At 73.7% G+C, this 12,765-nt stretch carries 12 protein-coding genes and 1 tRNA gene; 5 read left to right on the top strand and 8 right to left on the bottom strand.

Annotated features, from left to right (window positions below; all coding sequences use genetic code 11):
- Nucleotides 1-63 precede the first annotated feature (63 nt).
- The 4 genes from C1N80_RS12180 to C1N80_RS12195 all read right to left on the bottom strand — a co-directional run bounded on the left by C1N80_RS12180 (nt 64) and on the right by C1N80_RS12195 (nt 3,671).
- Nucleotides 64-687, bottom strand: coding sequence for a 50S ribosomal protein L25/general stress protein Ctc (locus tag C1N80_RS12180; protein WP_137771005.1), 624 nt, complete (start codon nt 685-687; stop codon nt 64-66).
- A gap of 368 nt (nt 688-1,055) precedes the next feature.
- Nucleotides 1,056-2,036 (bottom strand): ribose-phosphate diphosphokinase, encoded by a 981-nt coding sequence (locus tag C1N80_RS12185; protein WP_137771006.1) that lies wholly within the window; start codon nt 2,034-2,036, stop codon nt 1,056-1,058.
- Nucleotides 2,033-3,541 carry a bifunctional UDP-N-acetylglucosamine diphosphorylase/glucosamine-1-phosphate N-acetyltransferase GlmU gene (gene glmU, locus C1N80_RS12190; RefSeq protein WP_137771007.1) on the bottom strand — a complete coding sequence of 503 codons (1,509 nt, stop codon included), beginning with the start codon at nt 3,539-3,541 and terminating at the stop codon, nt 2,033-2,035. The genes C1N80_RS12185 and glmU overlap by 4 nt, the downstream gene beginning before the upstream one ends.
- Nucleotides 3,542-3,599: 58 nt before the next feature.
- Nucleotides 3,600-3,671, bottom strand: a tRNA-Gln gene (locus tag C1N80_RS12195).
- Nucleotides 3,672-3,814: 143 nt separating this feature from the next.
- Between C1N80_RS12195 and C1N80_RS12200 the strand changes: the two genes are divergently transcribed.
- The 3 genes from C1N80_RS12200 to C1N80_RS12210 all read left to right on the top strand — a co-directional run bounded on the left by C1N80_RS12200 (nt 3,815) and on the right by C1N80_RS12210 (nt 6,933).
- Nucleotides 3,815-4,462: a TetR/AcrR family transcriptional regulator gene (locus tag C1N80_RS12200; protein WP_137771008.1), complete on the top strand. Its 648-nt coding sequence runs from the start codon at nt 3,815-3,817 to the stop codon at nt 4,460-4,462.
- A 37-nt stretch (nt 4,463-4,499) separates the two neighbouring features.
- Nucleotides 4,500-5,060, top strand: coding sequence for a MarR family winged helix-turn-helix transcriptional regulator (locus C1N80_RS12205; protein WP_137771009.1), 561 nt, complete (start codon nt 4,500-4,502; stop codon nt 5,058-5,060).
- Between the two features lie 64 nt (nt 5,061-5,124).
- The gene (locus C1N80_RS12210) at nt 5,125-6,933 is read left to right on the top strand and encodes an ABC-F family ATP-binding cassette domain-containing protein (RefSeq protein ID WP_137771010.1); all 1,809 of its coding nucleotides are present in this window, start codon (nt 5,125-5,127) and stop codon (nt 6,931-6,933) included.
- Nucleotides 6,934-6,971: 38 nt separating this feature from the next.
- On the opposite strand, the gene C1N80_RS12215 is transcribed toward C1N80_RS12210, so the two are convergent.
- The 3 genes from C1N80_RS12215 to C1N80_RS12225 are packed head-to-tail and all read right to left on the bottom strand — an operon-like array spanning nt 6,972 to nt 9,747.
- The gene (locus C1N80_RS12215) at nt 6,972-7,913 is read right to left on the bottom strand and encodes a 4-(cytidine 5'-diphospho)-2-C-methyl-D-erythritol kinase (protein ID WP_137771011.1); all 942 of its coding nucleotides are present in this window, start codon (nt 7,911-7,913) and stop codon (nt 6,972-6,974) included.
- Nucleotides 7,910-8,794, bottom strand: a complete 885-nt coding sequence (gene rsmA / locus C1N80_RS12220; protein ID WP_137771012.1) for a 16S rRNA (adenine(1518)-N(6)/adenine(1519)-N(6))-dimethyltransferase RsmA — start codon at nt 8,792-8,794, stop codon at nt 7,910-7,912. Before rsmA ends, C1N80_RS12215 begins: the two co-directional genes overlap by 4 nt.
- On the bottom strand, nt 8,791-9,747 hold the full coding sequence (locus C1N80_RS12225; protein WP_137771013.1) for a TatD family hydrolase: 957 nt from the start codon (nt 9,745-9,747) through the stop codon (nt 8,791-8,793). Before C1N80_RS12225 ends, rsmA begins: the two co-directional genes overlap by 4 nt.
- A 243-nt stretch (nt 9,748-9,990) precedes the next feature.
- Here C1N80_RS12225 and rpmF point away from each other — a divergent pair, with 243 nt between their 5' ends.
- Complete coding sequence (gene rpmF, locus C1N80_RS12230; protein ID WP_137771014.1) at nt 9,991-10,161, top strand: 50S ribosomal protein L32; 171 nt, start codon at nt 9,991-9,993, stop codon at nt 10,159-10,161.
- A gap of 90 nt (nt 10,162-10,251) precedes the next feature.
- On the opposite strand, the gene rsmI is transcribed toward rpmF, so the two are convergent.
- Nucleotides 10,252-11,103 carry a 16S rRNA (cytidine(1402)-2'-O)-methyltransferase gene (gene rsmI / locus C1N80_RS12235; protein WP_168198104.1) on the bottom strand — a complete coding sequence of 284 codons (852 nt, stop codon included), beginning with the start codon at nt 11,101-11,103 and terminating at the stop codon, nt 10,252-10,254.
- A gap of 49 nt (nt 11,104-11,152) precedes the next feature.
- Between rsmI and C1N80_RS12240 the strand changes: the two genes are divergently transcribed.
- Nucleotides 11,153-12,757: a dolichyl-phosphate-mannose--protein mannosyltransferase gene (locus C1N80_RS12240; protein WP_137771016.1), complete on the top strand. Its 1,605-nt coding sequence runs from the start codon at nt 11,153-11,155 to the stop codon at nt 12,755-12,757.
- The last annotated feature ends 8 nt before the right edge of the window (nt 12,758-12,765 follow it).

Here is a 12,765-nt window from a genome sequence, read left to right on the forward strand (position 1 = left end):
AAACCTACCGGGGCGCCGCGCTGCTGCGCGACGCCCCGGCGGGTCGGTGTGATCCGAGGATCGTCACTCCTGCTCGGAGGACTCCTCCCCGGCACCCTCGGATTCGGTGTCCTCGGCGCCCTCGGCGTCCTCGGCCTCCGGCTCCTCCTCGACGCGCGGGATCTGGATCGCGACGACGAGCAGCTCGGCGTCGGTGACCAGCTCGGCGCCGGCGGGGAGGGTGACGTCGCCGGCGAAGACCTGGTCGCCGTCGACCTTCTCCTCGACGGAGATCTCGACGTGCTCCGGCACGTGGAGGGCGTCGACGGAGAGGGTGAGGGCCTGGAGGTCCACGACGGAGATCGCCGGGGCGACGGGCTCGCCGGTGACGGTCACGGGGATGTCGACCTCGACCTTCTCGCCGCGCTTGACGATGATGAGGTCGAGGTGGGTGAGCGTCCGGTGCAGCGGGTGGCGCTGGATCTCCTTGATGAGCGCCAGGTGCGAGGTGCCGTCGGCCAGCTGGAGGTCCAGCAGGGCGTTGGAGTTGCGGGCCGCCAGCGCGGTCTCGTGGCCGGGGAGCACCAGGTGCAGGGGGGCCTCGCCGTGGCCGTAGAGGACGGCGGGGATCTTGTGCTCGGCGCGGATGCGGCGGGCGGCGCCCTTGCCGAACTCGTCGCGCAGCTCGACGTTCAGGGTCTCAGCCATGGGGGTTCTCCTCGTGATCGGGGGTCGTGCATCGCGGGGCGAGGACACGACGGACCCGATCCGGCGCCGGGCGCCGGAGGGACCGCACCGCGTCGATCACGGGACGCCCGGGGCGTCCCCTCGCCGAAGTGACCTCGAGAAGATAGCACGCACCCGCGCCCTGGCCGTAGGGGAGGTGACGACGATCGCTGCCCGCGGGCCCGGACCCGGCGCTCCGGGCAAGGACGCTGGTCTCGCCGAGCGGCCGACGGAGCCTGCTGGACTCGATCACGCCGGCGCGAGCAGACGGAGCCGGCCTCCGTGCCGAGGGCCCGCATCCCCGGTGGGGATGCGGGCCCTCGCGGCGCGGCGGCGGTCCCGGGCGGGTCTCAGACCTCGCCGTCGAAGAGGCTCGTCACCGAGCCGTCGTCGAAGACCGCGCGGATCGCCCGGGCGATGAGCGGCGCGATCGAGAGCTGCGTGAGCTCCTCGAACTGCTTCTCCTCGGGGATCGGGAGGGTGTTGGTGCAGACCACCTCGCGCACGCCGGAGTCGCGCAGGCGCTGCGCGGCCGGGTCGGAGAGGATCGGGTGCGTCGTCGCGATGACGACCGAGGAGGCGCCGTTCTTCGTGAGCGCCTCGACGGCCTGCACGATCGTGCCGGCGGTGTCGATCATGTCGTCCACGAGGATGCAGGTCTTGCCGGATATGTCGCCGATCACGCGCTTCGCGACCGCCTGGTTGGGCCGCTTCGGGTCGCGGGACTTGTGGATGAACGCGAGGTTCACGCCGCCCAGGCGCTTGGCCCACTGCTCCGCGACGCGGATGCGCCCGGCGTCCGGGGAGACGACGGCGATATCCTCGGAGCCGTACTTCCGGCTCACGTAGTCCGCGAGGATCGGGAGCGCCATCAGGTGGTCCACCGGCTGGCTGAAGTAGCCCTGCACCTGCGGGGCGTGGAGGTCCACGGACATCATGCGGTCGATGCCGGCGGTCTCGTAGAGATCCGCCATGAGGCGGGCGGAGATCGGCTCGCGGCCGCGGTGCTTCTTGTCCTGGCGGGCGTAGGGGAAGCTCGGGGAGATCGCGGTGATGCGCTTGGCGGAGGCCCGCTTGAGCGCGTCGATCATGATCAGGTGCTCCATCACCCAGGTGTTGATGGGCGCCGGGTGGGACTGCAGGACGAAGGCGTCGCTGCCGCGCACGGACTCGCCGTAGCGCACGTAGATCTCGCCGTTGGCGAAGTCCCAGGCGTCCATCGGGAGGACCTCGACGCCGAGCTCCTGGGAGACCTCCTGCGCGAGGACCGGGTGGGCCCTGCCGGAGGCGAGCACGAGCCGCTTCTCCCCCGTGGTGACGATTCCGCTCATCGCTGCCCCTGCTCCTTGCTGTCGTCGCTGTGCCCCTCGGCCGTTCCGGACGCGGCGTCGGCGGCGGAGGGATCCGTCCCGTCGAGGGCGGCACGAGCCGCGGCCTCGGCCGCGGTCCCCGCACGGCGTCGCAGGGTCCATCCTTCCACGTTCCGCTGCGAGCCCGCGTTCACGGCGAGCGCCCCCGGCGGCACGTCCTTGCGCACCGTGGTGCCGGCGCCGGTCGCGGCACCGTCGCCGATGGTGACGGGGGCCACGAGCACGCTGTCCGATCCGACCCGGACGTGGCGGCCGACGGTGGTGCGGTGCTTCTCGACGCCGTCGTAGTTCGCGAAGATCGTCGCGGCGCCGATGTTGGTGCCCTCGCCGATCTCCGCGTCCCCCACGTAGCTGAGGTGCGGGACCTTCGCGCCCTCGCCGATCCGCGCGTTCTTCGTCTCGACGAAGCCGCCGATCTTGCCCTTCGCACCGAGCGAGGTGCCCGCGCGCAGGTAGGAGAACGGGCCGACGGTCGCGCCCGGGCCGATCTCCGCGAGCACCGCATGGGAGCGCAGCACGCTCGCCCCGGCGCCGACCTCGGTGTCCTTCAGGGTCGTGTCCGGGCCGATCTCGGCGTCCTCGCCGATGTCCGTCGCGCCCTGGAGCTGGACGCCGGCGCGGATGATCGCGTCCTGGCCGATGGTGACGTCGGCGTCGATCCAGGTGGTGGCCGGGTCCACGATCGTCACGCCGGCGCGCATGTGGCGCTCGAGGATGCGGCGGTTCATCTCCGCGCCGAGCTGGGCGAGCTGCACGCGGTCGTTGACGCCCTCGACCATCATGAGGTCGGAGGTGACGAGCGCGCGCACCGAGCCGCCGTCCTCGCGGGCGATCGCGAGGACGTCCGTGAGGTACATCTCGCCCTGGGCGTTGTCCGTCGTGATGCGGCCCAGCGCGTCGCGGAGGACGGCGAGGTCGAAGGCGTAGATGCCGGAGTTGATCTCGTCGATCCCCCGCTGCTCCTCCGTGGCGTCCCTGTGCTCGACGATCCCGAGCACCTCGGTGCCGTCCTGGCTGCGGAGGATGCGGCCGTATCCGGTGGGGTCGGGGACCTTCGCCGTGAGCACGGTGACGGCGGCGCCCGCCTGCTCATGGGCGGCGACGAGCTCGCGCAGCGTGCCGGGCTCGAGGAGCGGGACGTCGCCGTAAGTGACGAGCACGGTGCCGGTCGCGGCGGCGACCTTCTCGAGGCCGCACTGCACGGCGCGGCCGGTGCCGGGGACCTCGTCCTGGTCGGCGACGGTGACCTCGGGGGCGTGGTCGGCGAGGTGGGCGGCGACGCGGTCGCGCTCGTGGCGGAGCACGACGACGAGCTCACCGGGCCCGGTGCCCTCGGCGGCGGTCACGGCGTGGACCAGGAGCGAGCGGCCCCCGATCTCGTGCAGGACCTTGGGGGTCCGGGACCGCATGCGGGTCCCGGCCCCGGCGGCCAGGACCACCACGGCGGCGGGTGCGGGGTTTTCCACGGGGGCTGCTCCTCGGGATCGACGACATCTCCATCCCCGGACGGGGAGGCGGAGGGCGTTCCGCCATCAGGATTCGAACCTGAAACATCAGAACCAAAATCTGAGGTGTTGCCGATTACACCATGGCGGAGGGACGCGCACCGGAAGGTCCGCGGGCGGGCTGCAGGGGACTCCCTGCGGGGCCGACGGCGACCGGTGCGAGGCCGCACCGATCCTATCCGCCGCCGATCCCGTCCGCCGCCGGGAGCACGTGGCCTGTGCCAGACTCGCCCCATGGCGAACGACCAGGCCCCGCGCCCGCGCTCCGTCCGGATGACCGGCCGGGAGCGTCGCGAGCAGCTCGTGACCGTGGGTCGCCGCCTCTTCGCTGAGAAGGGCTACGACGCCGCGAGCGTCGAGGAGATCGCCGCCCGTGCGAAGGTCTCCAAGCCCGTCGTCTACGAGCACTTCGGCGGCAAGGAGGGCCTGTACGCCGTCATCGTGGACCGCGAGGTGGGTGCCCTGCTCGCGGCCCTCGAGCGGTCCCTCCAGGACCAGCGCTCGCACCCGCGGGTGCTCATGGAGCGCGCGGCGCTCGCCTTCCTCTCCTACATCGACGACAACGAGGACGGCTTCCGCATGCTCGTGCGGGACTCCCCCGTGAGCCAGAGCGGCGGCACCTTCTCCTCCCTGCTGAGCGACGTCGCCCGCCGCGTCGAGGGGATCCTGTCCGCCCAGCTGAAGCTGCGCGGCTACCCCACGAAGGACGCCCCGGTGTACGCGCAGATGCTCGTGGGCATGGTCGCGTACACGGGCCAGTGGTGGCTCGAGACGCACAAGCCCTCCAAGGAGGTCCTGGCCGCGCGGCTCGTGAACCTCTCCTGGTTCGGGCTCGCGGCGATGGAGAAGAAGCCCGTGCTCCGTGGCGGCGCCGACGTCTGATCGGTCCCGGCGCGGGTCGCCCTCTAGACTCACGCCCATGTCCTCCGCCTCCACCGAGCACTCCGAGACGTCCGGAGCGGCCGCACCGTCCGCCCCGTCCGACGAGGTGGAGCGGATCGTGCGCGGGTGGGCGAACGCCCGGCCGGATCTCGACACGCGTCCCCTCGAGGTGTATTCGCGCATCTCGCGCCTCGCCCGCCATCTCGAGAGCGCGCGCCGCGAGGCGTTCGCCGGGGCCGGGCTCGAGGGCTGGGAGTTCGACATGCTCTCCGCCCTGCGCCGCAGCGGGGACGACGCGCTCTCCGCGGGGGCGCTCATGCAGCAGACCCTCGTCACCTCCGGCACCATGACCGCCCGGCTCGACAAGCTCGTCGCCAAGGGCCTCGTCACGCGTGCCCGCTCCCCCCGGGACGGGCGCGCGGTCGAGGTGCGGCTGCATCCCGAGGGCGCCGCGCGCGTCGACGCCGCGATGGAGAGCCTGCTCGCGGCGGAGCGGGAGCTCCTGGCCCCGCTCGGCGACGACGAGGAGGACCTGCTGATCCGCCTGCTGCGCGAGCTGCTGCTCACCTTCGAGGCGGACGCCCGCCCCGGGGAGTGACCTCCCCGGCTCCGCGGCTCCGCTCGTCATCACCCCGTCACTTCGTCCCTGAGGACCCTCCTGCATGGCCCACCTGCTCGGCACCCAGTCGCTCCACCTCGCCCTCCCCGACCGCGTCCTGCTGGACGACGTGACCCTCGGCATCGACGAGGGCGACCGCATCGGCGTCGTGGGCCGCAACGGTGACGGCAAGTCCACCCTGCTGCGCCTGCTCTCGCGCGAGCGCACCCCCGACTCCGGCCGCGTCACCGTGCGCGGCGGGGTGCGCGTCGGCGTGCTCGACCAGCAGGACGAGGCCGCCCCCGGGGTGAGCGTCCGCGACCGCGTCGTGGGCGACCGCCCCGAGCACGAGTGGGCCTCGGACCCGCGGATCCGGGACGTGCTCGCCGGTCTGCTCGGCGGCATCGACCTGGACCTGCAGCTCACCGCCCTCTCCGGCGGCCAGCTGCGGCGCGTCCACCTCGCCGAGCTGCTCGTGGGCGACTGGGACGTGCTGCTGCTGGACGAGCCCACCAACCACCTCGACGTCGAGGGCATCGCCTGGCTCGCCGAGCACCTGCGCCGGCGCTGGTCCGTGCGCGACGGCGGGCTCGTGGTCATCACCCACGACCGCTGGTTCCTCGACGCCGTGTGCACCCGCATGTGGGAGGTGCACGACGGCGTCGTCGACCCCTTCGAGGGCGGCTACGCGGCGTATGTGCTCCAGCGCGTCGAGCGCGACCGGCAGGCGGCGGCGATCGAGTCCAAGCGCCAGAACCTCATGCGCAAGGAGCTCGCCTGGCTGCGCCGCGGCGCCCCCGCGCGCACCTCGAAGCCGAAGTTCCGCATCGACGCGGCGAACGAGCTCATCGCCGGGGAGCCGCCCGTGCGCGACACCGTCGAGCTCACACAGCTCGCGACCTCCCGGCTGGGCCGGGACGTCATCGACGTGCTCGACGTGACCGCCGGCTACGACGGCACGCCGGTGCTCGAGGACGTGACGCTGCACATCGGCCCGGCGGACAGGATCGGGATCCTCGGCCCCAACGGCGCCGGGAAGTCCACGCTGCTGGGCCTCGTGCGGGGGACGGTGACCCCGATGAGCGGGCGGGTGAAGCGCGGGAAGACCGTCACGGTGCGCCAGGTGTCCCAGCGCCTCGAGGGGCTCGCGGATCTCGGCGAGGAGCGCATCAGCGACGTCGTCGGCCGCTACCGCACGACCTTCCGCGCCGGTAAGGACGAGGTCTCCCCCGGCCAGCTGCTCGAGCGTCTCGGCTTCACCACCGCACATCAGAAGGTGCAGGTCAAGGCCCTCTCCGGCGGGCAGCAGCGACGGCTTGACCTGCTGCTGACCCTGCTCGAGGAGCCCAACGTGCTCGTGCTCGACGAGCCCACCAACGACATGGACACCGACATGCTCGCGGCGATGGAGGACCTGCTGGACACCTGGCCGGGCCCGCTGCTCGTCGTCTCGCACGACCGCTACCTGCTCGAGCGCGTGACCGATCAGCAGTACGCGGTGCTCGACGGGCACGTGCGGCACCTCCCGGGCGGCGTGGAGCAGTATCTCTCCCTGCGCGAGGAGCAGGAGCGGGCGGCCGACGTGGCCCCCGCCGCACCGGCCGCCTCCGGGAGCCCCGACCCCGCCGGGGCCCCGGCCTCCCCGGTCCTCAGCGGCAAGGAGCAGCGGGACGCCCAGAAGGAGCTCTCCGCGCTCGAGCGGCGGATGGGGAAGCTCGCGACGCAGCGGGAAGCGCTCGTGGCACGGATGGCCGAGCACGACCAGTCCGACTACACCGGGCTCGCCGCGCTCACCGCGGAGATGACGGCGCTGCAGGACGAGAACGACCGCGCGGAGGAGCGCTGGCTCGAGCTCTCGGAGCAGCTGGGCTGATCCCCCCGGCCGGGGCGGGGTCCCTCCCCCGGCCGCGGTCAGTCCTGCTCGAGCACCCGGGCGCCGGGCGCGCCGCCGCGGGCGAGGAGGCACTGCTCGACGGCGTCCGTCGCGCGCACCCGCTCCGCGATCGCGCGGGCCTGCGCCTCGTCCCGGGCGAGGGCGGCGAGCGTCGGCCCCGAGCCGGAGACCAGGGCGCCCGGGGCGCCCGCGTCCCGCAGCGCGGCGAGGACCGGGGCGAGACCCGGGTGCAGGCTCAGCGCCGCCTCCTGCAGGTCGTTGGAGAGGGTCGCGGCGAGCATCGTCGTGTCCCCCGCCGCGAGCGCTCCGAGCTGGCGCGCGTCGATCTCGGGGCGCGCGGGCAGGGTGCGCCCCGAGGCGTCGGCGATCTCGTCGGCGCGCCGGTACACCGCCGGGGTGGAGAGGTGACCGCCGGGGACGGCGAGCACCCACCACGGGGCCGCGGCCGTCTCCACCGGGGTGAGGTCCCCGCCCGTCCCGCGTCCCAGGGCGGTGCCGCCGAGGAGGGCGAAGGGGACGTCGGCCCCGAGCGCCCCGGCGAGGTCCGTGAGGGCGGCGGGACCGAGGTCCAGGCCCCACAGCACGTCGAGGGCGACGAGCGCCGCGGCGGCGTCGGCCGAGCCGCCGCCCATGCCGCCGGCGACCGGGACGCGCTTGTCGACGTGCAGCGCCGCGCCGCGCCGGGTGCCCGTGCGCTCGCGCAGCAGGGCCGCCGCGCGCAGGGCGAGGTTCGTCCCGTCCAGCGGGACGTCCCCGGGGACCCCCGAGTCGACGGCCAGGGTGAGCTCCTCGCCGTCCACGGCGCGGGCGGTCACCGTCTCCAGCAGGTCCACGGCGTGGAACACGGTCGCGAGCTCGTGGTAGCCGCGGCCGTCGACGGCCCCGACGGCGAGGGAGAGGTTGATCTTGCCGGGGGCCTGCACCACCACGCGGCGCGGCAGGGCCGCCGGAACGGTCATCGGGCGACCACCGCATCGGCGCGGGCGATCGCACGGAAGCCGTCCACGTCGAGCGTCTCGCCGCGGGCGCCGGGGTCGATCCCGGCCTCCCGCAGCACGGCCTCGGCCCGAGCAGGGCTGCCCGCCCAGGTGCCGAGCGCCGCGCGGAGGGTCTTGCGGCGCTGCGCGAAGGCGGCGTCGACGACGGCGAAGACGGCGATCCGCTCCGCGTCGTCGCCCAGCGGCACCTCGTGCCGGACCAGCCGCACGAGGGCGGAGTCGACGTTGGGGACGGGCCAGAAGATCTGCCGGGAGATGCGGCCCGCGAGCTCCGCCCGCCCGTACCAGGCGGCCTTCACGCTGGGCGCCCCGTAGATGCGCGAGCCCGGTCCCGCGGAGAGCCGCTCGACGACCTCGGTCTGCACCATCACGAGGGCCGTGCGCAGGGACGCGAAGCGCTCGAGCGCGGTGAGCAGGATCGGGGTCGCGACGTTGTAGGGCAGGTTCGCGACGAGCGCCGTGGGCACGCCCGCCCGCGGCAGCACGGGCAGCTCGGTGACCTGCAGCGCGTCGGCATGGAGCAGCCGGAAGCGCTCCTCGTCGATGCCCCGGGCGGCGAGCGTCGCGGGCAGCAGCTCCGCGAGCCCGCGGTCCAGCTCGATCGCGGCGACATCGGCCCCCGCCTCGAACAGACCCAGGGTCAGCGAGCCGAGCCCCGGCCCCACCTCGAGCACCGCCTGCCCGGGCTCGAGACCCGCGCGCTCGACGATCGTGCGGACCGTGTTCGGGTCCATGACGAAGTTCTGACCGCGCTGCTTCGAGGGCCGGATGCCGGCCGCCGCGGCCAGCTCCCGGATGTCGCGAGCGCTGAGCAGGGGCCCCGGGCCCTCCGCCGCGCTCATGCCGCCGCCCCGATCGGGCCGTAGACCTGCCGGGTGGTCGCGCTCACCGCGGTGCAGGCCTCCTCGAGGGTCACCCCGGTCACCTCGGCGATCGTCGCCATGGTGAGCGGGATCAGGTAGGAGGAGTTGGGGCGGCCCCGATAGGGCACGGGGGTGAGGAAGGGGGCGTCGGTCTCGACCATCACCTGGCCGAGGCCCACCTCCGCGAGCGCCTCCCGCAGGCCGGTCGAGTTCTTGAAGGTGACGGTGCCGGCGAAGGAGAGGAGGAATCCGCGGTCCGCGCAGGCGCGGGCGAACGCCGCGTCCCCGGAGAAGCAGTGCAGGACCGTGCGCTCGGGGGCGCCGTCCGCGTCGAGCACGTCGAGCACGTCCTGGTGGGCGTCGCGGTCGTGGATCTGCATCGGGAGACCCAGCTCCTTGGCCATCGCGATGTGCGCGCGGAAGGAGTCGATCTGGGCCCGGCGCGCCGCGTCGTCGTCCCGGGAGGTGCGGAACCAGTCGAGCCCGGTCTCCCCCACGACGACCATGCCGGGACCGCGCAGGAGGTCCGCGGTCTCCGCGAGCGCCTCGTCGAGGGAGGGCAGGGCGCGCCCCTCGTGGTCGTGGCCGCGCGCGTGCAGCGGCGCCTCGTTCGGGTGCACGGCGACCCCGCCGCGCAGGGACGGCGGGCAGTGCGGGGAGGCGAGCAGCTCCGCGGTCCAGCGGGCGGCGAGCATGTCCGAGCCGATGGTGATCTGCCCCTCGATGCCGGCCTCGCGGGCGAGCCGCACGTGCTCGTGGACGTCGCGCTGCTCGTCGCCGTCGGAGAAGTCGAGGTGGCAGTGGTTGTCGACCACGGGCACGGGCAGCGGCGCGGGGGCCGGGGGCCAGGAGCGGTCGCGGGACCTGCCGCGGGGGTCGATGTCCTCGCGGGCGCGCACGGGAGCGGGCAGGGGGTTCTCGGCTGGCGGCATGCGCTCATCGTAGGATCTCCGGGGCGCGCGCCCCGCCGGTCCGGTCCGACCTGCGGCATACGCGACCAGGTGGGCCACCTCACCTCCTGCGAGGGGGCGCCGACCTCGGCGCTGTGGCACAATGATTCCTCGTTGCGTGTCCACACCGGCACCCGAGCGCCCCTCTCGTGATACGGGTCCGGGTCGCTGCTCGGGGCGGACACCTTCGCTCGTTCATCCTCCGGACCGTCAAGGAGCGTTCCCATGGCAGTGCCCAAGTTCAAGATGTCCCGGGCTCGCACCCGGTCCCGCCGCTCGCAGTGGAAGGCGAACAACGCCGACCTCGTGCAGGTCACCGTCCGCGGCCGCAGCGCCGCCGTGCCGCGTCGCCTGGCCAAGGCCTACCAGCGCGGTCTGCTCTCGATCGACGACTGATCGCGGCGGGCCGAGCCCGCAGCGCAGCATCCACGGAGCCCCCGGTCATCGACCGGGGGCTCCGTCGTGCTCCCCTGCCCTGCGCGCGGATCAGGCGCGCGCGGCGAGGGCGAGGTCGTAGAGCTCGCGGGAGCTGACGCCCTCCGCCCCGGCGGCGACCGCCTTCGCCGCCTCCTTGAGCCGCTCCCCCGCGGCCGCCCGCTCGAGCACGACCGGGAGGAGCTCCTCGGCGCTCGCCGCCCGCGGCTCGGCGCCCGCGACGACGATGACGATCTCGCCGAGCACCTCCGTGCCCTCCGCCCAGGCGACGAGCTCGGCGAGCGTCCCCCGGACCACCTCCTCGTAGGTCTTCGTGAGCTCGCGCGCGACCGCCGCGCGCCGCTGCGGCCCGAAGTCCTCCGCCATCGCGGCGAGGGTCGCCGCCGTGCGCCGCGGCGACTCGAAGAACACCATCGTCCGCCGCTCCTCCGCGAGCGGGGCGAAGGTCGCGTGGCGCTTCCCGTCCCGGCGCGGCGGGAAGCCCTCGAAGCTGAAGCGGTCCGGCGCGATCCCGGAGGCCGCGAGCGCGGTCAGCACGGCGGAGGGCCCCGGGATCACCGTGACCCGGTGCCCGGCCTCGACCGCCGCCTGCACGGCGCGGAACCCGGGATCGGAGACGACGGGCATGCCCGCATCGGTGACCACGAGCACCGAGCGGCCCGCCGCGAGCGCCTCGAGCAGCACGTCCGTCCGCTCGGCCTCGTTGTGCTCGTGGTAGCTGAGCACCTTCCCCGTGAGGGTCACCTCGAGGGCGTCGGCGAGACGGTGGAGGCGACGGGTGTCCTCCGCGGCGATCAGCTCCGCCTGCTCGAGGGCCCGCAGGAGCCGCACGCTCGCGTCGAGCGGGTTGCCGATCGGGGTGGCGGCGAGGGTGAGGACTCCAGGTTCGAGCATGGGGTCCATGCTAGGGCCGGTCCGCAGGTCCCCAGGGGCGATGACCTAGCATGTCCGGGTGCAGACGGCCCCCGACGCGCGCCACCGCGCCGACATCGACGACGAGCCCGCCGCCGTGCTCGACTCGTACCGCCGGCGCCTGGGCGCCCCGTCGCTGCCCTTCTCCCGCTGGGCCTGGGCCGCCGCCTTCGCGGTGTTCGGGCTCGCGCTCGTGCTCCGCCTGTGGGGTCTCGGCTCGATCGGCGAGCTGATCTTCGACGAGACCTACTACGTCAAGGACGGCTACACGATCACCCAGCAGGGTGTGGAGATGGACTGGCCGGACGAGCCGGACGCCGCCTGGGAGCGCGGGGAGGTCGACACCTACGAGGACACCGGCGCCTACGTGGTGCATCCGCCCGTCGGCAAATGGGTGATCGGCCTGGGCATGGAGCTGCTCGGGGCCGACAACCCGTGGGGCTGGCGGATCTCCGTGGCCCTGCTCGGCGCGATCAGTGTGCTCATGGTCGCGCGGATCGGCCGACGCCTGTTCCGCTCGACGACCGTGGGGCTCATCGCCGCGCTCCTGCTCGCCGTGGACGGCGTCCACCTCGTCGAGTCCCGCACGAGCCTGCTGGACCTCGTGCTCATGTTCTTCGCGCTCGCGGGCTTCGGCGCGCTGCTGATCGACCGCGACCGGCACCGGGAGCGGATGGCGCAGCTCGCCGCTCGCCTCCACGTCGCCGCGGAGTCCTCCCCCGCGCTCGGCCTGCCGGGCGGCGTGCGTCCCTGGCGGATCGTGGGCGGCGTCATGCTCGGCCTCTCGTGCGGCGTGAAGTGGTCCGGGCTCTACTTCCTCGCGGCCTTCGGGATCATGATCGTGCTGTGGGACTGGTGGACGCGGCGCGCGATCGGCGAGCGGCGCTGGTTCACGGGTGGCCTCGTGCTCGACGCGGTCCCGGCCTTCCTCTCGACCGTCGGCGTGGCACTGCTGTCCTACCTGCTCTCGTGGTCCGGGTGGTTCGCGAGCACCAAGGGCTACGACCGGCAGTGGGCGGCCGAGCAGCCCGGCGGCGGCAGCGGCAACGCCGTGATGGACGCCCTGTGGTCCCTGTGGCACTACCACTCCCAGGCCTACGACTTCCACGTCCACCTCGACACCCCGCACCCGTACCAGGCGAACCCGCTGGGCTGGCTGCTGATGATCCGGCCCACGAACTTCTACTACCGCGGCTACGACTACGGGGAGCACGGCTGCGAGGTGGCACGCTGCGCGTCCCACATCCTCTCCGTCGGCAACCCGCTGATCTGGTGGCTCGGCACCCTCGCGATCCTCGCGTGCGTCGTCCTCGCGATCCGCCACCGCGACGGCCGCGCGGCCGCGGCGCTCGCGGGCATCGTGGGCGGCTACCTGCCGTGGCTGATGTACATGGACCGCACGATCTTCACCTTCTACACGGTCGCCTTCGAGCCGTGGGTGGTGCTGTGCCTCGCCTACGTGCTGGGGCTGCTGCTGGGCCCGCCGGGCGCGGAGAGGGAGAGGCGCCTGGCCGGCGGGCTCTTCGTCGGCTCCCTGCTGACGCTGATCGTCATGGTCTCCGCGTTCTTCTGGCCGGTCTGGACCGGCCAGGTGATCGACCTCGAGCAGTGGCAGTGGCGCATGTGGCTGCCCTCGTGGACGTGATCCACGCC

Source organism: Brachybacterium sp. SGAir0954, from assembly GCF_005490785.1.
Classification (GTDB): domain Bacteria; phylum Actinomycetota; class Actinomycetes; order Actinomycetales; family Dermabacteraceae; genus Brachybacterium; species Brachybacterium rhamnosum.

Coding starts and splice junctions, on each gene's coding strand:
- C1N80_RS12215 (WP_137771011.1), bottom strand. CDS start 7,913: ATGACCGTTCCGGCGGCCCTGCCGCGCCGCGTGGTGGTGCAGGCCCCC.
- C1N80_RS12180 (WP_137771005.1), bottom strand. CDS start 687: ATGGCTGAGACCCTGAACGTCGAGCTGCGCGACGAGTTCGGCAAGGGC.
- C1N80_RS12200 (WP_137771008.1), top strand. CDS start 3,815: ATGGCGAACGACCAGGCCCCGCGCCCGCGCTCCGTCCGGATGACCGGC.
- C1N80_RS12225 (WP_137771013.1), bottom strand. CDS start 9,747: ATGCCGCCAGCCGAGAACCCCCTGCCCGCTCCCGTGCGCGCCCGCGAG.
- rsmA (WP_137771012.1), bottom strand. CDS start 8,794: ATGAGCGCGGCGGAGGGCCCGGGGCCCCTGCTCAGCGCTCGCGACATC.
- C1N80_RS12205 (WP_137771009.1), top strand. CDS start 4,500: ATGTCCTCCGCCTCCACCGAGCACTCCGAGACGTCCGGAGCGGCCGCA.
- rpmF (WP_137771014.1), top strand. CDS start 9,991: ATGGCAGTGCCCAAGTTCAAGATGTCCCGGGCTCGCACCCGGTCCCGC.
- C1N80_RS12185 (WP_137771006.1), bottom strand. CDS start 2,036: ATGAGCGGAATCGTCACCACGGGGGAGAAGCGGCTCGTGCTCGCCTCC.
- rsmI (WP_168198104.1), bottom strand. CDS start 11,103: ATGGACCCCATGCTCGAACCTGGAGTCCTCACCCTCGCCGCCACCCCG.
- C1N80_RS12210 (WP_137771010.1), top strand. CDS start 5,125: ATGGCCCACCTGCTCGGCACCCAGTCGCTCCACCTCGCCCTCCCCGAC.